The sequence below is a fragment of the Pseudomonas sp. NMS19W genome (assembly GCF_051554255.1).
GTDB lineage: Bacteria > Pseudomonadota > Gammaproteobacteria > Pseudomonadales > Pseudomonadaceae > Aquipseudomonas > Aquipseudomonas kribbensis.
In genome coordinates this window covers 2,162,549-2,180,949 of the sequence record NZ_CP136718.1, presented here as the reverse complement: position 1 = coordinate 2,180,949, position 18,401 = coordinate 2,162,549, and the positions used below count along the sequence as shown (strand labels likewise).

18 protein-coding genes and 1 pseudogene are annotated in these 18,401 nt (G+C 55.5%); 13 read left to right on the top strand and 6 right to left on the bottom strand.

All coding sequences use genetic code 11. From position 1 onward, the window contains the following. The first annotated feature begins 3 nt into the window (after positions 1-3). The 8 genes from R1A29_RS09870 to R1A29_RS09835 all read left to right on the top strand — a co-directional run bounded on the left by R1A29_RS09870 (position 4) and on the right by R1A29_RS09835 (position 4,972). Complete coding sequence (locus tag R1A29_RS09870) at positions 4-336, top strand: hypothetical protein (RefSeq protein WP_438301312.1); 333 nt, start codon at positions 4-6, stop codon at positions 334-336. Positions 337-1,573: 1,237 nt separating this feature from the next. Then, on the top strand, positions 1,574-1,720 hold the full coding sequence (locus tag R1A29_RS09865; protein ID WP_438301311.1) for a hypothetical protein: 147 nt from the start codon (positions 1,574-1,576) through the stop codon (positions 1,718-1,720). Next, positions 1,717-1,962, top strand: a complete 246-nt coding sequence (locus R1A29_RS09860; protein WP_438301310.1) for a hypothetical protein — start codon at positions 1,717-1,719, stop codon at positions 1,960-1,962. Before R1A29_RS09865 ends, R1A29_RS09860 begins: the two co-directional genes overlap by 4 nt. Continuing rightward, positions 1,959-2,387, top strand: a complete 429-nt coding sequence (locus R1A29_RS09855; protein WP_438301309.1) for a hypothetical protein — start codon at positions 1,959-1,961, stop codon at positions 2,385-2,387. The genes R1A29_RS09860 and R1A29_RS09855 overlap by 4 nt, the downstream gene beginning before the upstream one ends. A 372-nt stretch (positions 2,388-2,759) precedes the next feature. Continuing rightward, complete coding sequence (locus tag R1A29_RS09850) at positions 2,760-3,104, top strand: hypothetical protein (RefSeq protein ID WP_139831743.1); 345 nt, start codon at positions 2,760-2,762, stop codon at positions 3,102-3,104. Positions 3,105-3,204: 100 nt separating this feature from the next. Beyond that, on the top strand, positions 3,205-3,627 hold the full coding sequence (locus R1A29_RS09845; RefSeq protein WP_438301308.1) for a HEAT repeat domain-containing protein: 423 nt from the start codon (positions 3,205-3,207) through the stop codon (positions 3,625-3,627). Positions 3,628-3,945: 318 nt separating this feature from the next. Then, the gene (locus tag R1A29_RS09840; RefSeq protein WP_438301307.1) at positions 3,946-4,740 is read left to right on the top strand and encodes a hypothetical protein; all 795 of its coding nucleotides are present in this window, start codon (positions 3,946-3,948) and stop codon (positions 4,738-4,740) included. Beyond that, entirely contained in the window at positions 4,721-4,972 is a 252-nt protein-coding gene (locus tag R1A29_RS09835; protein ID WP_438301306.1) for a hypothetical protein, read from the top strand. Before R1A29_RS09840 ends, R1A29_RS09835 begins: the two co-directional genes overlap by 20 nt. A 396-nt stretch (positions 4,973-5,368) precedes the next feature. Here R1A29_RS09835 and R1A29_RS09830 read toward each other — a convergent pair. Next, positions 5,369-6,192, bottom strand: a pseudogene (locus tag R1A29_RS09830) (VanW family protein). 243 nt (positions 6,193-6,435) lie between these two features. Between R1A29_RS09830 and R1A29_RS09825 the strand changes: the two are divergent. After that, positions 6,436-7,257, top strand: a complete 822-nt coding sequence (locus R1A29_RS09825; RefSeq protein ID WP_438301305.1) for a glycosyltransferase family 2 protein — start codon at positions 6,436-6,438, stop codon at positions 7,255-7,257. Between the two features lie 328 nt (positions 7,258-7,585). On the opposite strand, the gene R1A29_RS09820 is transcribed toward R1A29_RS09825, so the two are convergent. From R1A29_RS09820 to R1A29_RS09800, 5 genes are all read right to left on the bottom strand, one after another. After that, positions 7,586-8,164, bottom strand: coding sequence for a hypothetical protein (locus tag R1A29_RS09820; RefSeq protein WP_438302025.1), 579 nt, complete (start codon positions 8,162-8,164; stop codon positions 7,586-7,588). Between the two features lie 105 nt (positions 8,165-8,269). Continuing rightward, positions 8,270-9,337: a lipocalin-like domain-containing protein gene (locus R1A29_RS09815; RefSeq protein ID WP_438301304.1), complete on the bottom strand. Its 1,068-nt coding sequence runs from the start codon at positions 9,335-9,337 to the stop codon at positions 8,270-8,272. Next, complete coding sequence (locus tag R1A29_RS09810; protein ID WP_438301303.1) at positions 9,327-11,798, bottom strand: FtsX-like permease family protein; 2,472 nt, start codon at positions 11,796-11,798, stop codon at positions 9,327-9,329. The genes R1A29_RS09815 and R1A29_RS09810 overlap by 11 nt, the downstream gene beginning before the upstream one ends. Beyond that, on the bottom strand, positions 11,795-12,448 hold the full coding sequence (locus tag R1A29_RS09805) for an ABC transporter ATP-binding protein (protein ID WP_438301302.1): 654 nt from the start codon (positions 12,446-12,448) through the stop codon (positions 11,795-11,797). The genes R1A29_RS09810 and R1A29_RS09805 overlap by 4 nt, the downstream gene beginning before the upstream one ends. A gap of 50 nt (positions 12,449-12,498) precedes the next feature. Further along, positions 12,499-14,196: a sulfatase-like hydrolase/transferase gene (locus R1A29_RS09800; protein ID WP_438301301.1), complete on the bottom strand. Its 1,698-nt coding sequence runs from the start codon at positions 14,194-14,196 to the stop codon at positions 12,499-12,501. A 391-nt stretch (positions 14,197-14,587) separates the two neighbouring features. Between R1A29_RS09800 and R1A29_RS09795 the strand changes: the two genes are divergently transcribed. The 4 genes from R1A29_RS09795 to R1A29_RS09780 are packed head-to-tail and all read left to right on the top strand — an operon-like array spanning position 14,588 to position 18,386. Continuing rightward, positions 14,588-15,940, top strand: coding sequence for a UDP-glucose dehydrogenase family protein (locus tag R1A29_RS09795; protein WP_085712113.1), 1,353 nt, complete (start codon positions 14,588-14,590; stop codon positions 15,938-15,940). Next, a complete protein-coding gene (locus R1A29_RS09790) occupies positions 15,937-16,974 on the top strand; it encodes an NAD-dependent epimerase (protein WP_438301300.1) in 1,038 nt (345 codons plus the stop codon). The genes R1A29_RS09795 and R1A29_RS09790 overlap by 4 nt, the downstream gene beginning before the upstream one ends. 18 nt (positions 16,975-16,992) lie before the next feature. Then, on the top strand, positions 16,993-17,739 hold the full coding sequence (locus tag R1A29_RS09785) for a sugar transferase (RefSeq protein ID WP_438301299.1): 747 nt from the start codon (positions 16,993-16,995) through the stop codon (positions 17,737-17,739). Further along, positions 17,739-18,386 (top strand): CpsD/CapB family tyrosine-protein kinase, encoded by a 648-nt coding sequence (locus R1A29_RS09780; RefSeq protein WP_085712110.1) that lies wholly within the window; start codon positions 17,739-17,741, stop codon positions 18,384-18,386. The genes R1A29_RS09785 and R1A29_RS09780 overlap by 1 nt, the downstream gene beginning before the upstream one ends. The last annotated feature ends 15 nt before the right edge of the window (positions 18,387-18,401 follow it).

Sequence of the window (18,401 nt, the reverse complement as noted above, 5' to 3'; positions counted from 1 at the left end):
TGTATGGAAAAAATTTTTTACGCCGCAGATGCATATGTAAGTACATACGCACAAGGTGCCGACCTTCTCATTATAAAATCAGCAAACGGCACCTTATATGGCGCCTCCTTTGAATTTGACATATGTACAAAGGACATCGAAAAAGTTGCCATAAAAAAGGGTGAAATCTTTAATGAAGCCGACAAAAAATTTGTAGAAGCAGAATGGATGGAGTTCACCGACGACATTGGAACCACTCCAGCCAGCTGGTTGGACATCATGGATTCAGGCCTATCCAACTTCATCTCCGGCTATCAACTTGAAAGCGAAATGACAATTCACAAATTCAAAACCTAGAAAAAACAAGCCAACCAAAGGGGGCAGATTTATTTTTCGTTTGTCTAGTCCTGAAATAGGTTTACACCGGCAAAAATGTCAAAAATGCAAAAATGGGACAGATTTATTTTTCGCTAAAGACAATAAAAAATAAATCTGTCTCCTTTTCTCCTTGTAGCTGACGCCAACTCCGTTATTCGAAACGGACGTTTACACCTGAGTTAAACGCTTACGTCGCAATCCCTGGAGGGATTGGAAGTGCAAAAGGTTTGCTCGTTGGTGTCGATAGGGCTACTGGAGAAATTACTACAATGCACCTCAAACCCATTTCATTCTTTGAAAATAAAGCTCCGAGTTTAGGTGGAAAGCACAACCGAAGTCGGTAAAAACAGACACGATCGGTGCTGACCCTCAGGTCGGATGGAAGTCTCCTTACGGATTAAAGACAGAGCAATAGACATGTTAATAAAGGACATCAGTTGGATATCCAAAGACTCGGCTGAGGCGGAAGTTGAGATCAGTGACGGAAACTTTACCTGCATTGCCTTTTTCTCAGCCATGCAGTGCGAACATTGGAGAAACCATAAATGAGCCACTGCATGTTTTCTCGTTAAAAGATGCAATGATCTGTGAAATCGAGTCGGCAGTAGGGATCTGGAACACAGAGAAACCTGGGCTATCTCGAAAAGTAATTGCCAGAGTAATAAATGCATCAGAGCATCTGGTGGCCGTGGGTGGAATAAAACTATTAATCGATGACTACTTACCCGGCGGCATAAATACTGGCGACCTAATCGAGTTCAAATGCGGCCGAATTGATCTCTGGTAAAAAATCCAAAGGGGAACCAGTCCAGTCAAAGGGGACCAGTCAAAAGGACAGACTTATTTTTCGGATCTATTTTTCGTTGAAAAAATAAACCTTGGACCTGTCCCCTTTCACCTCTTTTCATCCTGAAAAGAAAATCCGTTTTATCTCACACAAAACCAACCTCTCAATCTGATTTACAACCCACACAAAGGACTGTCTCTTGCCACACCTAACACGCTCACTAACTCTCATCCTCGCCTTGACTCTGTCCCTGAACGCAACCGCCCTGTCACTGCACTCAGAAAAACGTCCCGACGGCACCGTTGCGTTGTTGCTGACAAATGATCCCGCAGCGCCCACTCCCCGACACTGAATCAGGATCCGGCAATTCGAACTTCGCTGGTTGCTTTTTTTGGCTATGCGACCGGTAGCTACACAAACGACAACACCATGATCGTGCAGCAGGTGCTTGAATCCCTGAACCAAAGGGGACAACCAAAGGGGACAGATTTATTTTTCGTTAAAAAAATAAATCTGTCCCCTTTGACCTTTTTGGTTTCGGCCACCTCAACGCCAACCAAGCTGGCAAGCATGTGAAAGCACTAGAAGGAAAATTTGAGGGCCAAGAGGCTTTCCTTTCTCTTGAGAAAACTCGAATCGTGCCAGGAAACAAAACCGCTAATATTGAAGAAATAAAATCACCAGAAGAATTTTTCCAACGTTCAGGAACTCGATCAGGTCTTGATCCGAAAGCTGGCCAAGAGTACAAGCCATCTGGGTCTATTACATTGGAAAAAGATGGAACAATCACTTTACTTCCACCAGGGACAACCCCATGAAATTCACATCAGAAGGTGAGGTAATCAATCCATGCTCTGTCGGATATCGAAGTCTAGGATTTGGCGAATCGACAAACTTACAAACAAAAAATTACGAGTTAACAGCTGAGTTCAACGAATTACCTGACAGCTTTATAAAATGCGCCGACTCATTTATTGAACAGTGTAAAATTGACGACGCAGAACAAGGCTTCCCAGAAATACCTAAACTTGAAGAGCTGCAATACCCAGACTTTTTAGAACTAGTTAAAAAAAGTCCAAAACAAGCCACTGAACTAATCAAAAACTACCTGTACTTCGACCTATTATTTTCATTATTCCCAAACACCAACAATCTAAAGCTAGTAATAAACAATATAAACAGCATCAGCACAACCACAACAGGAATAGCAATAACCGGAGAAACCTTCCCTTTCAAGTCATAAACCAAACAAAGGGATAAAATTGAAAGGGACAGATCCATTTCTCGTTTAGGAAAATAAATCTGTCCCCTCTTGTCAACGTTGGCAAAGGAACCAGAGACGGAAAGCCCGAAGCATCTTACTTACCAGATATTGCAAATAACGTTAGTGGATTTGAAAAACAAGCTGCGTATGCGGCAGTACGCGATGGGAACGTATTCGATCACGGAGGATCAAGATATATGTTCTATCGATCAGAAACCCCAGTGGGCTACAACAACGGCGAACTCACCAACTGGGTAAGAATCGAACTAACAAAAGCAGGAGAGCCTGTAATACACAGTTTCCCAGCCTCTCCAGAGCAAGTTCAAAAATATATGGGGAAAACCAAATAACATGAAAACCAAGCTTGAATACGAACTCCAACCCCTACGAGTACCTAGTGGATGGACAATCACAATCAACAACCTTTTCGAGGTTGACCTCACACCTGAAACTGCAGAGTGGTTTAGCAGTTCAGTATTACTAGGTGGAGTTCGACGAGCTACGGGACACTGCTTTGACTCCAGAGTTGAACCGGAAGGAGATCCATCAGGGGAATTTGTAGTTGATTTCCTAACAATCAAGTATGACAACAAAGGAAAACCTCTAAAAAACTCTGAAATATTCCTAGGGGAATTCAGAACAAAAAACAAGACGGAATACATTAAGAAAATCGAAGACTTTATGCTTGAAGCATAAATTAAAGGATACAGGTTTATTTTTCGCTGAAGAAAATAAAAATAAGCCTACCCCCTATTTAGCCCCACATGCCGCCTCCTATTAAAATTAAGTCACATTCATGAATAGTAAGGCCTTCGATGAATACAACTACTGGCTGGGACAAAGCGAAGATTCTAACTGGAATGAATACATTACAGAACAGATAGCCAAAGGAGTTCTAGGAAAGTTCAGGCCTGATGACTGGATCCGGCTTAATGACACGATCCTATCGAGGGAAGAGTATTGGCAGGAGCGAAGTGCTGCGGCACTTGGAGAGCATCGATCCACTCAGGCAATTGAGATTCTAAAGAAACTTTTGGACTCTCCATTTACCGAGGTACTAATAGCCTCTGCCTCAGAACTGGATTGGAGTGAAGCCCCAATCGAAAATAAATACGCCAAAAAGATACAAGCTGTTATTGACACCCTAAACCATGAAGAACTCGAATCCTATCCCGAACTTGAAAACCTTTTAAAAAAAGCCAGTAGTGCGCAATTTTAAATATAACTCAAACCAAAAACAAAGAGGACAGATTTATCTTTCGCCAAAGACAACAAGAAAATAAATCTGTCCATTTTCTGTCAAAAAAATGAAAATACACTATATTACGCATAGTCAAAACTCTCACCAAGAGTATATATATTGAATTTTCAAGCCCCCCTATGGAAAAGGCTTTTCAAACCTCATGGTTCCGGAGACAAATGAAAATCAGCCCTATGACATATAAACTAAAGAGGACAGATTTATTTTTCGCTAAAGACAATAAAAAATAAATCTGTCCCCTTTCCTTGATTTACAACCCACACAAAGGACTGTCTCTTGCCACACCTAACACGCTCACTAACTCTCATCCTCGCCTTGACTCTGTCCCTGAACGCAACCGCCCTGTCACTGCACTCAGAAAAACGTCCCGACGGCACCGTTGCGTTGTTGCTGACAAATGATCCCGCAGCGCCCACTCCTCCAACACTGAATCAGGATCCGGCAATTCGAACTTCGCTGGTTGCTTTTTTTGGCTATGCGACCGGTAGCTACACAAACGACAACACCATGATCGTGCAGCAGGTGCTTGAATCCCTCGATTCAGAAGTTTCGACTTTTGAAGAAGGGGTACCCGCCGGGAAAAAGATGATTACAGCCATGAATGACCGTAATAACGGTATCGAACGGGCTGCCTTGTTGCTGGATGAAAAGGGCCAATTGGTAGCCGTCGGGTTGGTAAACGGACACTGCACAGTAAAGTCCCGAGAAGAGTCGTTGAGCTGTAATGACCTAACGGACACTGTGCTGACTATCTTCCAGCCGAAAGGCGCGAACAAAGATGATGCTGCGTCTCTTGTTACCTGGAGTAAACAACTGCCGCCCATGCAAGCCATCCTTGCCGAGAGCGACAATCCTGAAACACGCGCTAATGTGCAGAAGATTGCGACTGTCGAATACGTTTCCACAGATCCGAAAAAAAGCGGCGTGGAGCGCTTCACAGCTTCCTTCCGACTTTCCCAAATTCATGCTTCCGCTGCTTCCCGAGCAAGCTTATTTGATCGGTGCTGGAGCACACGGAGAATTCACAACGCCCGGCATGGTCGGCGCCCCTATGGATGGCGACTGGGATGAAATGGCCGGCCGGCCGCGACATGAGTTCGAGGTCATTCTGCGGACCTACACCGAGTACGCAAGCGTGCTGGAATTTTACAAACAACATGCCAAAGATGCCGAGATCAGCGGCACCGAGAGAAAAGCACTTGTTGAGGGGTATATCGGTGGCGGGACCTACAAAATCGAGATCAACAATCGAAAAGAAGAGGGAACCGTGATCACCCTTTCCGCCTGGAAACAGGAAGTCTGATGAACAACAAGGGGCGACTTCAATCGCCCCTTTTTGCTAGCCAACAAATAAAGAAACCAGATTAATTTTCGTAAAAAATAAACCTTGAACCGGTCCTCCCCCACCTTTTTTATTATTAGGGCAAGCAACAATGTTAACCGACCTACAGGCCCGAGCGTCACTGAAGGGGTTGATCGAAAAACACCTCAGCAAAAACCACCCTAATTTCGAGCACCTGATCGATCTTATTCAAGATCATTCCCGGCAAATCCCGATCAGAGGTGTGCTTGAGGATATTCGAAGTTCGAATAACGCTCAGTTCACACAACAAGAACTAGAACTTATCGTGGACCTTTTATATATGTATGGATAAGCCGATTAAATATCGATAATCAAGCCATATGACCTCAACAACGATTATCCCTGTTGACCCTGAATCATCCCTTCCCCCACCTCATACTTAACCACCACCCGATTCCCATACAACCTCTCCCTCTCCACCAACGCCCCCACCTGCCCCTTCTCCCTCACCTCCCGCCAAATCTCATTCTCCCGAAACACCCTTCCCCCTCCCGCACAAACCGATGCCCCAATTCAAACACGTGATACCGAAACTCCCGCTCCCGATCACTCAACAACTCCCCTTCCAGTTGCGTCTCCCCCACCTTCAACTTCAGCTGAAAGCTGCGATCCGTCGGGTTGTGCAGTACCAGGTCGATGTAGTTGTAGAAGATCGCCGCGCCGGAGCCGAACGGCAGGACGCGGCCGTCGTCCGGGAAGGGGTCGAAGCTGTGGTTGGCGCGTTCGATGACGACCAGGGGTGAGTGAATGGCCATCCAGTGGATGAGGTTGCTGAGTTGGCAGATGCCGCCGCCGATGCCGGTGCGGGCCTGGCCGAAGGACAGTTCCATGCCTTCGACGTAGCCGCGTTTTCGGGTCGGGCGGCCGACGAGGCGGCAGAAGGAGAAATACTCGCCGGGGGCGATGGTGACGCCGTCGATGGCGGCGACGGCGAGTTTGAGGTTGATGACTTTGTTGTGTTGCAGCGCCAGGTCGGAGTCGCCAAGTTTGCGGATCAGTTTGGAGGTGTGTTTGAGGTAGCGATACGACAAGCGCTCAGGCGTCGCGGCAGGCCGTGCGTAGCGTTTGCTCGAGCAGTGCCAGGCGATGTGGCGGAACAGTCTTTTTTGCCACACGCGCAGCCAGTAGAGGGCCGGGTGGTAGAGGGAAAGTGGTTTCATCCGTGGCGAACGGCGCGGGCCGTTGTCTTCCTTGATCTGAAAAGGGCGGCGCATCTTACCGTGGAATATCGCCGTGTGCGCTGCTCGCGCAGGCGTCGCAAGCCGTTACAAGTCGACCGACGCCGAGCGTTTCGAAATTAAGCTTCAACTAAGGTTGCGTCCCTACCATCCGGGCCACAAAGCAGCGGGTGCGTGCGTTTTTCGCCGCACACAAAGCCATTCATTTCGATGTGAGCCCAGTCCATGAGAGAGTTTGATTTCCCCTCGGCACAACAGCCCGCGTTCAGTCTTGTGTTGGTCAATTACAAAACCCCGGAAATAACCCGGATGTGCCTGGAGTTTCTCCAGGAATACGTCAAGGAACAGCAGATTCCGGTGTGGGTGGTGGACAACGATTCTGCCGACGAAAGCCTGGCTTACTTGCGCTCTCTGGACTGGATCAACTTGATCGAGCGCCCTTCCCCTTGCAAAGAAGCCGGGCATATTGCCCACGGCAAGGCACTCGATCTGGCACTTGAAAAGGTTGAAACCGATTACCTGTTTTTACTGCACACCGATACTTTCGTTTTCGACAGCACTGTCTTTTCAATGATGATGAAAGAGTGCATGCAATCTTTGGATACAGCAGCAGTCGGTTGTGTCGAACAGCTTGACCGGGGTGTTTTAAGAGACACCTGGCGCTTGTCTTCGCGTTATTTCAAACACTATTTTCGGCGGGCGAAACTGCAGTTGGGCCTGCGCTCCCGGGAGCCAAAACCCTACCGGGAAACCCACCTGAAAAGCTTCTGCACCCTGTGGAATGCTCGGTTGATCAAGGCCCATGGCCTGCATTTTTCGATGGATGACCGGGTCCCGGGATACACGCTGCAGGATCGATTAAGCAGCCTTGGCTACGGCATCAGATTTCTTTCACCGCGGACGATCTTCCGCTACCTGGATCACATCCAGGCCGGCACCGTAGCCGCCGCTGGTGGCTATGCCAAGAACCACCGCCGCACCACCATGTACCAGCAAACACTCAAGCGTATTCAGATGCAGCAAGGCATGCGGCATGCCAAATCCTGAGAACAATAAAAAAGGGCGACTTCACAGTCGCCCTTTTTTTATCCGAATTCTTTAGTCCTCTCTCCGGAGGAGGTGTCCGCCCAGTGTAATGGCCTGGCAATCCATGCACCGGTAAAGAGCCCTGACACTGGGCGAACGGGAAGGATTTTAATGGAAGTTGGCGGATATGTCGTGCTAATTGAGGATGAATTTTATGTACTAAAACGTTAACGGATATTGATCACCGATATTTCCCGAGAAACTTTCAGAATTATCGGATCCGATCATTTTATATGACTGTTCTCATACAACTACTTGTACAAGAACAGTCACGCTGTAGAGTTAATACTCAGCTTTCATGTTCACTGGTCACTTTTAATACATCGGTGTAAGTGACCACGACACTCTGTCCGATTTTCAGATCTTTGAGTTTGGCTTGGATTTCAGGCTTTTCGACATTGAGGGTTTTCGACTGGCCCGAAGGGTTTTCCAGGGTGACCTGGTTTTTCTTCAAATCAATTTTGGTGATTTTCAGTTGTACCTGAATCTGGCGGAATGCCTCGCCGCCAGGGTTGCTGCTGCCCACGGCGTTGCGCAGCTCGCCGGTACGCTCGGTGGAGCCAGGCAGACCTTTATCCACGTCAGTGTCCAGGAAAGCTGCCACGGAACGGGTGACTTGAATGTCGACCTTGTCTCCAACCTTCAGGTTGGCGAGGTTTTTAGCCTTGTCGCTGAGCTGAACATGCACCTGGCGACCTTCTTCGCCTTCAAGGACGACCTGATGATTGGCCGGATCAACCGCCAGCACTTTGGTGGTGACCTGATCCTTCTCGACAGTCGCTGACAAAGGAATATCGGCCGCGAACGCCGTGGAGGCGGACAGGACAGTGGCGAGTGCAATGGCGTGCGACAGTGTTTGAAGCTTCATAAGCGGTACGTTCCCTGTGATGGATGGCAGCACACGGCGCATTCGGCGCCGTGCGTGCCAAGGAGCATAGACGCTGATCCGCCGTCGCTCTTGGCACAGGGTGAATCAATACCCGGTCATCTCCAGATAACCGCGCCCGCCCTGACTGCCGCTCAACCGCACAGGCCCTTCCCAATAAGGAATGCGCAACCCCATCCAGGCGTCGGGATTGATTGCATCGAGGGTCATCTGCAGGTTCTTTTCCGGAATCCCGATCGACCAGCGCACCGGCATCGAACGACCCGCGACCTTCGCGGTGTCCTGCGGCGTCAGTTTGATCTGCTCGGCGTGCAGCGTTTCAGTCTGACCATCAGCACCTATCCAGGTGCCCGTCAGATAAGGCGCGCCCTCCTTCTGGCGCATGCGGTAGAGCATGACGTGCGCGCCGTCGTCCAGATGCAGGGAGAACCAGTCCCAACCGGTCTGGTTGGCAGTCAGCGGCTGGCTGCTCCACTCGCGGTCGAGCCAGGCCGGGCCGTTGACGGTGTAGGTGTTGCCGTCGATTTGCAGGGTGCCGCTGGCCTGGAAAAACGGTTGGCTGTAGTAGTACGAGGCCTGGCCCTGTTCGGATTTCTGACTGAAGCCGTGATCACCTTGCAGCACCAGCGGACGACTGGAAGTCAGGCGCAGTTGGTAGCTGAAGTTTTTGTCCTTCGCGCTGAGCTGCATGTCGCCCAGCGGATCACTCGCCTGACTGACGAAGTGCCAGTCATCGATCCACGCCTCGAACGGCACCGCACGCACCCCCGCCTGCCCGACGCCGCCACGGGCATACCGCTCGGCGGCGTGATGAACGCTGGCCGAGGTCACCGCCGCATGCCCGAGCCAGATCGTTTGATTGGCCCAGCCCGATTGCTCCGGCGATGCGTTAAGGGCGCTGCGAAACAACGTCCACTGCACGCCGAAATCATTGCCTTGGGCATCCTTGAGATTGGCCGTGACGTACCACCACTCGATGCGAAAACCGTCATGAGCGCCATGATCCGCCGGAAAGCTGAACACCCGCCCCGGCACCACCGGCGTGAAGGCCTGCGCCTGAGCGCCCATCCCGGCGAAGCCTTTCTGTTCCGGCACCGGGTTGTCGCAGCCACTGAGCAACAGCGTCAGGCACACCACGACGAAGCTAATCCTCATGGGCAAACGTCCTCAGCAAGTCCGCCGGTTGCGTGCGGTACAGCGAATACAGCGGCCACGCCGAGGCCAGTAGTGTCGCCAGCAGCGCCAGCCCGGTCAGTTGCAGCAACTGCAACGGAAACACCCGCAACGGCAGACGCCAGCCAAAGGCTTGCACGTTGATCACCGCATCCAGACACCACGCCAGCCCGATGCCCAACGGCAATGCCAGCACCAGGGTCAGCACCGCCAGCAGCCAGGTCTGGCCAAGGTTGAGCAGCATCAATTGCCGCCGCGTCACACCCAAGGCCCACAACGGCGCCAATTGGCCGAGGCGACTCTGGCTCTGGGTCAGCAGACTGATGAACAACGCCACACCGGCAACCGCCAGCGTCAGGCTGTTCAGCGCAGCCGTGGCGGCAAAGGTTCGCTCAAAAACCTGCACCGACCAGCCCTTGAGCCGCGCCTGATCGACGATGCGGCTGTCGTCGAGCTGGAAGCGTGCCTGCAAGGCGCTGAGCAATGCCGGAATCTTTGCCGGCTCGATCCGCAGGTTGAAGCGATTCGGCGTCAACTGCGGCCAACTGCGCAGCAGATGATTGCTGTTGACCAGCACATGCCCCTTGGGATTGCCGTAGTCGGCATAGATCCCGACGATGCGCGGTGACCACGACAGGCCCGGCGTCGGAATCGTCAGATGATCCCCCGGCCGCACCTTGAGCCGGCGCGCGAGTTGTTCGCTGAGCATCACCGCGTCGTCCTTGGCCAGCAACGCCCACGGGTCGTAGCCCCGGGCTTCGAGCAGCGGCCAGTGCTGACGATAGTGCGGATGGTCGATGATGCCGAACACCTCCGTCGGCCAGCCTTGCAGCGTCACCGAAACCTGCCAGTTGGGCAGGATCGCCGTGACACTCGGCTGTTGCTTGAGCCAGCTGTACAGCTCGCGGGCCTGGGCCGGATTGCTCGGATTCAGATAGAGCTCGGCAGTGAGCCGTTGTTCGAGCCAGTCGTTGAAGGTCTGGCGGAAACCGGCGGTCATGCTGCCGGCGCCGATGTTGGCTGCCATCGCCAGCAGCAGCGCCATCAATGCCAGACTCAGTGCCGGCAATTGCTGTCGGCAGTCAGCGAGAAACCACTGCCCCAGCACCGAACGACGGCGCCCGAGCAAACCGTTCAACAGCGCACTGAGTACCACCGGCAGCGCCAGCGCGGCGCCGAGCAGCAACCCGGCCATCAACACAAATCCGCTGGCGAGACTGTCACCCAACACCAGCGCAATCAACGCAATCGCCGCAAACACCCCGGCCACCCAGCCCTGCCGGCGCAACCAGCGTGCATGCTGTTCATGCCAGGCTTGCGGATCAGCCACCGCCAGCAACGGCAGCCGCGCCGCCCGCAGCAGGCTGTTTGCCCCGGCCAGCAACGCGCCGAGCAGGCTCAAGCCGATGCCGCTGAACCACCACCAGGGACTCAGGCGCAACTGCCCCGCCACTTCCGCGCCATACAACCCGCGCAGGCTGGCGGCGACATCCGGCAACAGCACGCTCGCCAGCCAGTAGCCGCTGACGACACCGAACAGTCCGCCGATCAACGCCAGCGCACCGAGTTCGACGATCAGGCCGGCGATCAGCATTCGCGCACTGACACCGCAGGCGCGCAACGTGCGCAGCAATCCGCGACACTGTTCCAGTGCGAGGCCGATGGCGGCATGCACGATGAACAGGCCGACGACAAACGAGAGAAAACCAAGTGCATCGAGGTTGAGGTGAAAACTCTCGGTCAGCCGCGCCAGATTGTTTTCTTCGCCGCTGCTCTTGAGCTGCAACTGGCCTTTGAACGCCGCCGGCACGTCGGCGTGAAAATCCTTGGGCAACAGCAGCCGCGACAGTTGATCAGGTTGTTCGAGCACACGTTGAGCGACACCGATGTCCACCAGCAGCACGCCGGGCGCCATGTCCTTTTGCGTCAGCAGCGGAGGCAACGTCTGACCGGTTTCGGTTTGTGGTGTCGCGCCCTCGGTCAGATTCAACACTTGCAAGGTGTCGGGGGAAATCCAGGTGCTGCCCGGCGGGGTGAAAAAATCGACGATGCGCTCGATCGGCATCGCCTGTCCCGCCACCGCGCTGTCGGCCGGCAGCGACACCGGCTCGATGCCCATCAATTGCAGGCGCTGGGATTCATGGCCCTTAAGGATCAAACGCCCTTGCAACACTGGCGAAACCGGCCAGCCTTGCCGGCGCAGATCGACAAACCATTGCTGGGAAAACGTCGCGCCATTCGGCGTGCTCAGGCTGGCCTGGGGTTCGCCGCCGATCATCTGGCTGGCGCGGGCGTAACTGTCCCGCGCCTGACTGTTGAGCGCTTCGACACCGGTCAACAGGCTGGTGGCCAGCCATAACCCGGTGAGCACGCTGAAGAACTGCACCGGGTGTCGCCGCCAGTGACTGAGCAAGGCAATCAGCGTTTGCCGGAAAACCCTCACGTCAGTCGACCGCTGGACAACACCACCCGCTCCGCCAGTCGCGCGGCCACGCGCTGACTGTGGGTGACCATCAACAAGGTGGTCGGCGTGTCGTCGAGCAACTCCAGCAACAGCCGCAGCACCTCGTCGCTTGTCGCCTCGTCGAGGCTTCCGGTGGGTTCGTCAGCCAGCAACAATTTGGGCCGCGACGCCAGCGCCCGGCCGAGCGCGACCCGCTGCTGCTGGCCGCCGGAAAGTTGTTCGGGATAACGCTTGAGCAGATCGCTCAGGCCAAGACGCTGCACCAGATGGTTCTGCCAGCGCGGATCATGGCGCCCGGCGAGTCGCGCCTGAAACGCCAGGTTGTCTTCGATGCGCAGGCTGCCGATCAGGTTGTACTGCTGGAACACCAGACCGATTTCCGTGCGCCGCCAGTTGGCCAGTTGCGCTTCGCTCATTGTGTCGAGTCGATGTTCGCCGCTGTGGATGCTGCCGCTGTCGACTTTATCCAGGCCGGCGATCAGGTGCAGCAGCGTGCTTTTGCCGCTGCCCGACTCGCCCATCAGCGCCAGACTGCTGCCGGGCTTGAGCGTCAGGTCGATGCCTTGCAACACGGGCAACGGGCCTTGGGGGGTGAGGTAGCTTTTGAAGACGTTTTGAACCTGCAGCATGCCGCCATCCGATCGTTGCGTGTGGGGCAAGGATAGCGGATCGCGACGGGTTACTGCCCTGCTGCAACACTCGTCGGCGCCTCACCCGGCGTGACGATGCTGTTCAGGTCGATGTGCTTCCACTCGGGCTTGGCCCCCAACCGCGCATTGAAGCGGTAGTTGAAGGTGAAGTCGTCCGTCGTCGGCACGCTCAGCGGTTTGCCGTAGACCGATTCAATCCCTGCCAGCTCATAGCCCATCAACTGCAGCAGGGTCGGGAAGATGTTGTAGTGACTGGAGCGATCCTTGTTCGCCGCCAGTTGTGCCGACCAGTCGAGTGTGTGCAGCTGATCGCCCTGAATCACCACCAGCGGCACCAGTCCCTCCTCTTCCACCGGGTCGCCACCGCAATGGGTGTTGAGCCCCGGGTTGCCACGTTCGTGCAGGTCCTGGCCGTGGTCCGAGGTGTAGATCAGCAGCGCGTTGTTCAGATTGGCCTGAGCAAACACCCGCGAGAAGAACTCGCCGACATTCCACAGCACGGTGTTCTTGTAGGCGTTGCGGTACAGCACCCAGTCATCCGGCTGGCCGTTGAAGCCGTCGCGCTTGCCGGTGTCGGCGATTTCGGTGAACTGGCCGCGCGGCAAGGTTGGGCGGTAGGCCATGAAGGCGTCCGGATATTTGTCGTGCACCGGGAAATGCGCGCCGACCTTGTTGATCACCACCAGCTCCGGTTTGTCGTCGTTGAGCAGTTCGATCAGCTTGGCAGCGGCGGCCATGTCGCGGTCGCGGACGCTGGTCTGGTCGAACTGCACGAACTCGTCGATGTCCTTTTTCTCGGTGTCGGTCATCAGGTTCTGCAGGTTGCCGCCGGTGCGCTGGGCGTCGATGTACACGGTGCGCAGGCCGGCCTTTTTCGCGTATTGCCAGATCGACGGCAGCGTACTGTTGATGCGCATGTAATCGGCGCGGGTGCCGCCGTAACGCAGGGTGACGTTGGTGTCGGCGCTGCAATTGGCGATGGACGCCGCATAGCCGTAATTGAAAATGTCGACGCCGGGATGCGCCTGCTTGAGGTTGCTGTGCACACCGAACGGCGCGTTGATGTCCAGGTAATTGCCGGAAATGCTTTCGTCGATGATCAGCACGATGTCGTGGCCCACTGCCGGGCCGTTGCGCGCCAGGGTCACCGGCTCACGGGGGCCGACAGTGTTGTGCAGCGCCTCGTAGCCAAACAGATTGAGGTAGGCCAGCGGCGTGTACATGATCGGCAAACCCCGTGCGCCCTCTCCGGCCCGCATGAACAGCACCGCGCTGAGCAGCAACACCCCCAGCACCGGCGCCGCGACTCGCAGCGCATTGGGAACCGGGATCGAATGACGCGGCCGCAGGCCGATGCCGATCAACAGCAAAAGTCCGTTGAGTAGCCCGTGGACGATCGCATCCCGGTATTGGTAAGCCGCTTCCTGAATGAAGCCACCCGAATACACCAGCGAGACAAAACTGCTGTACGTCAGGTAATCGGCAGTGACCCGGGTATAGACATCGAAGAACACCGCCGACACAAACATCGCTAATGCGAACAAGTGCCGAATGAAAGTCTGCCTTATATAGGCCGTTAGTAGTAATGCGAAAGTCAGCGCCAAAAACATCGCGCCAAAAAGAAGTACTGCCGGACCGATACCCATGGCGTTTAAACGATCAAGGTAATAATCGGAATAAAGCAGTAGATAAATAACTAAAAGCAGTTCTTTCAAATATCGAAACATGGCGGTTCCGGGGCGCTGCCGACGGGGCATGGTCAATGAATTGTCGGTCAATTTCTGACACTAGCACCGCGCTATCAAAGCGCAAGAATTGTCGGACTTTTGCCAAAAGCGTCAAAAAAACATTGACTCATTACTGACACACCCAAGTCTCTACAGCCCTTGAATTTTGTGGCCTACGACCGTTTATCGTTTTCTTTGAATTGTGAAAAACATGTCAAGGACGGGACAAATCCAGATGCAGCAAGTACTTGATGGCTATTAGCCCCCAAAAACGGGGGTGTTATACACATGCAACATGTCATTTTGCTGACACGCTTTTCCCACCCTGCGCTATACCCCTTTTGACAGTTCCAATTCGATCTTCCTCCACCGTCTTACGAGGCACGCCAATATGGACGTGAGCGTATTTGGTACGGGCTATGTTGGCCTGATACAAGCTGCGGCACTTGCCGATGTCGGACATCGAGTACTGTGTGTCGATATAGACCCGAACAAGATTAAACAACTGCAACAGGCAGTTCCGCCTATCAGTGAACCGGGTCTGTCGGCAACTTTGGAAGAAAACATCAAGGCCGGGCGCTTGCTGTTCACCACCCAGGCCAGCGATGCCGTTGAACACGCCGAACTGATCTTCATCGCCGTGGGTACTCCGGCTGACGAAGACGGTTCCGCCGACCTCAGCCACGTGCTCAACGTGGCACGGCAGATCGCAAGCTTCATGGAGGCCGATCGCACCCTGATCATCAAATCCACGGTGCCGGTCGGCACGGCGGATCAGGTACTCGACACCGCCAACAACGAACTGCGCCGGCGCGGCAAAAGCGGCCTGAACGTGCGGATCGTGTCCAACCCGGAATTCCTCAAGGAGGGCAGCGCCCTCGCCGACTGCATGCGCCCGGACCGGATCATCGTCGGCACCCTGGACCCCGAGGCCCGGGAACAGTTGAGCGAGCTCTACGCGCCGTTCTGCCGCAACCACGAAAAACTGATGTTCATGGATAACCGCAGCGCCGAGCTGACCAAGTACGCGGCCAACGCGATGCTCGCCACCCGCATCAGCTTCATGAACGAACTGGCCAACCTCACCGAGCTGCTGGGCGCCGACATCGAAGCCGTACGCAAGGGCATCGGCTCTGACCCGCGCATCGGCTATCACTTCATCTACCCTGGCTGCGGCTTCGGTGGCTCATGCTTTCCCAAGGATCTGCGCGCCCTGCTGCACACCGCCGAACACAACGGCATGCCGTTGAAACTGCTGCGCAGTGTCACCGACGTCAACGATACGCAGCGGCACATCCTGTTCAGCAAACTCAAAGCGCAGTTCCCCCAAGGCCTGGCCGGCAAGTCCATTGCCGTCTGGGGCCTGGCGTTCAAACCCAACACCGATGACATGCGCGAAGCCCCCAGCCGTTATCTGATGGATGCCCTGTGGGCCGAAGGCGCCAGCGTGCAGGCCTACGATCCCGAAGCCATGTCCGAGTGCCGGCGTATCTACGGCTACCGCGATGACCTGCACCTGTGCGCCACCCGTGACGACACCCTGGAAGACGCCGATGCGCTGGTGATCTGCACCGAGTGGAAGAACTTTCGCGTGGTGGATTTCGAACTGCTGGCCGACAAGCTGCGCTCGAAGGTGATCATCGACGGGCGCAATCTCTACAACCCGGAACAAGTGGCGGCCGCCGGCCTGCACTACAGCGGCATCGGCCTGCGGCATATCGCGCCTGACGGGTTGCGGTCATGAAAATCCTCGTCACCGGTGCGGCCGGGTTCATTGGCGCTCATTGCGTGTTGCGATTGATGCGCGACGGGCATCAGGTCATCGGCCTGGACAATTTCAACGCCTATTACGACCCGCAGCTCAAGCATGATCGTGTGCGCTGGGTACGCGGCCAGGTCGGCGATTTCCAGATTGCCAGAGTCGATCTGGCCGACGCCGCCACGGTCGATGCGCTGTTTGTCCGCGAGTGCCCGCAAGTGGTGATCCACCTGGCGGCGCAGGCCGGGGTGCGTTATTCGCTGGAAAATCCACAGGCCTATCTGAACAGCAATCTCAGTGGTTTCCTGAACATTCTGGAGAGCTGCCGGCACCACCCGGTCGAGCATCTGATCTATGCCTCGTCGAGCTCGGTATACGGCGCCAACCAGCACACGCCGTACACGGTGCATGACGACGTCAACCACCCGTTGTCGTTGTACGCCGCGACCAAAAAAGCCAATGAGCTGATGGCCCACAGCTACAGCTACCTGTTCGGCATTCCCTGCACCGGGCTGCGCTTTTTCACGGTGTACGGGCCCTGGGGCCGGCCGGACATGTCGCCGATCCAGTTCGCCCGGGCCATCACCGAAGGCCTGCCGTTGAAGCTGTTCAATTACGGCATGCATCAACGCGATTTCACCTACATCGACGACATCGTCGAAAGCATCGCCCGCCTCACGGTCCATCCGCCGCATACCCATCCGGAATGGGACCGCGAGCACCCCGACGCGGGCAGCAGCATGGCGCCGTGGTGCCTGTTCAACATCGGCGGCCACCATCCGGTGGAGCTGAAAACCTACCTGGCCCTGATGGAAAAACACCTCGGCCAGAAAGCCATTGTCGAGCTGCTGCCCCTGCAACCGGGCGACGTGCTCAACACCTGTGCCGACACCGACGATCTGGCCCAGGCCACCGGGTTCCAGCCCCGGATAGAGCTGGATGAAGGCCTCGGGCGTTTCATCGCCTGGTATCGCGATTACTACCCGACTGCCTGTCGCCCACGCGCCGTTCGCGGCTGAACACCAGCGGAGGACTCCATGACTGGACATGAGAAAGGTGTACCGATCCAACATCTGGTTCGTGACAAACGCATGGATCCGGAACACCGAATGCGCCTCGACGCAGCCATCCACCGTCAGGGGCAAGGCTGGGTGACCGGGCGCGAGGGTGGCCGGCCCTGGCAGCTGTCGCGCACCAACCGGGTACTGGCCTGCTTCGGCGCGCTGGTGATTCTGGTGATGATTTCGCCGCTGCTGATCGGTCTGGCGCTCGCCATCAAGTTCACCAGCAAAGGCCCGGTGATGTTCGTGCAGAAACGCACCGGTTATCGCGGCCGCAAGTTCGGCATGTACAAATTTCGCACCATGGTCGCCAACGCCGAAGAGCTGAAAGAGTCGCTGCGCCACCTCAACAAACACGGTGCCGATGCGATCGATTTCAAGATCGACGAGGATCCGCGCATCACCCGGATCGGCGGTTTCCTGCGGCGCACCAGCCTCGACGAACTGCCCAACCTGATCAATGTGGTGACCGGCGACATGCGCCTGGTCGGCCCTCGTCCGACCTCGTTCAACGCCTACCGCTACAAGGACAAGCACCTCGCCCGTCTGGCGATCTACCCCGGCATGACCGGCCTGTGGCAGATCTCCGGGCGCAGCAATATCGACTTCGACCAGCGCGTTGAGTTGGACCTCAGCTACATCGCCGAGCAGAGCCTGTTGCTTGATTTGAAGATCCTGTTGAAAACCCCTTTCAAAGTATTCAGCGGCCACGGAGCAAGCTAATGGACGGTTCAACCAACAAAAGCCTGAGCATTGCCAGCCCCAGCGAGTCGAACCTGACGTCGACCGTGCTGGACCTGGATCTGCGGATCCTGTTCCTGACCGCCGCCAACCCCGGCGCCGGCACCACCACCAGCGCCCTGGCCATGGCCAGTCAACTGGCACAGATGAGCAGCGGACTGGTGCTGTACGTCGATGCCAGCCAGTCGGCGAACAACCTCACCCAGCAACTGAACCTGGGCAAGGAGCGCGGTCTGCGCGATTTGCTGTTCAACCCGGACAACCCGCCGCTGTTGCAGGACTGCGTGGTGCAGGTGTCCAGCCTGCCCTTCCACGTACTGCCCAACGGCCGGCCGATCCGCACCATGGACATGCTCACCGCCGAACGCCTCAGCCCGTTGCTCGATCAGTTGGGCAGCCAGTACCGCTTCGTGGTGATTGACGGCGATGCCGTGTACTCCGCCGCCGACACCCTGGTGCTCAGCACCCAGGCCGACGGCGTGGTGTTCGTGGTCCGGGCCGAGGACACCCGCTGGGAAGTCGCCCAGGCCGCGGTGCAACGGCTGACCCAGGCCGGGGCGAAAGTGGTCGGCAGCGTGTTCAACCGGCGCAAGTACTACATGCCCAAATGGCTGTACAAAAACCTGTAAGCAACGCGAGGGATG

Coding starts and splice junctions, on each gene's coding strand:
- R1A29_RS09865 (WP_438301311.1), top strand. CDS start 1,574: ATGATCGTGCAGCAGGTGCTTGAATCCCTGAACCAAAGGGGACAACCA.
- R1A29_RS09790 (WP_438301300.1), top strand. CDS start 15,937: ATGAAAATCCTCGTCACCGGTGCGGCCGGGTTCATTGGCGCTCATTGC.
- R1A29_RS09820 (WP_438302025.1), bottom strand. CDS start 8,164: ATGAAGCTTCAAACACTGTCGCACGCCATTGCACTCGCCACTGTCCTG.
- R1A29_RS09855 (WP_438301309.1), top strand. CDS start 1,959: ATGAAATTCACATCAGAAGGTGAGGTAATCAATCCATGCTCTGTCGGA.
- R1A29_RS09835 (WP_438301306.1), top strand. CDS start 4,721: ATGGATGGCGACTGGGATGAAATGGCCGGCCGGCCGCGACATGAGTTC.
- R1A29_RS09800 (WP_438301301.1), bottom strand. CDS start 14,196: ATGTTTCGATATTTGAAAGAACTGCTTTTAGTTATTTATCTACTGCTT.
- R1A29_RS09785 (WP_438301299.1), top strand. CDS start 16,993: ATGACTGGACATGAGAAAGGTGTACCGATCCAACATCTGGTTCGTGAC.
- R1A29_RS09780 (WP_085712110.1), top strand. CDS start 17,739: ATGGACGGTTCAACCAACAAAAGCCTGAGCATTGCCAGCCCCAGCGAG.
- R1A29_RS09845 (WP_438301308.1), top strand. CDS start 3,205: ATGAATAGTAAGGCCTTCGATGAATACAACTACTGGCTGGGACAAAGC.
- R1A29_RS09815 (WP_438301304.1), bottom strand. CDS start 9,337: ATGAGGATTAGCTTCGTCGTGGTGTGCCTGACGCTGTTGCTCAGTGGC.
- R1A29_RS09805 (WP_438301302.1), bottom strand. CDS start 12,448: ATGCTGCAGGTTCAAAACGTCTTCAAAAGCTACCTCACCCCCCAAGGC.
- R1A29_RS09825 (WP_438301305.1), top strand. CDS start 6,436: ATGAGAGAGTTTGATTTCCCCTCGGCACAACAGCCCGCGTTCAGTCTT.
- R1A29_RS09870 (WP_438301312.1), top strand. CDS start 4: ATGGAAAAAATTTTTTACGCCGCAGATGCATATGTAAGTACATACGCA.
- R1A29_RS09795 (WP_085712113.1), top strand. CDS start 14,588: ATGGACGTGAGCGTATTTGGTACGGGCTATGTTGGCCTGATACAAGCT.
- R1A29_RS09850 (WP_139831743.1), top strand. CDS start 2,760: ATGAAAACCAAGCTTGAATACGAACTCCAACCCCTACGAGTACCTAGT.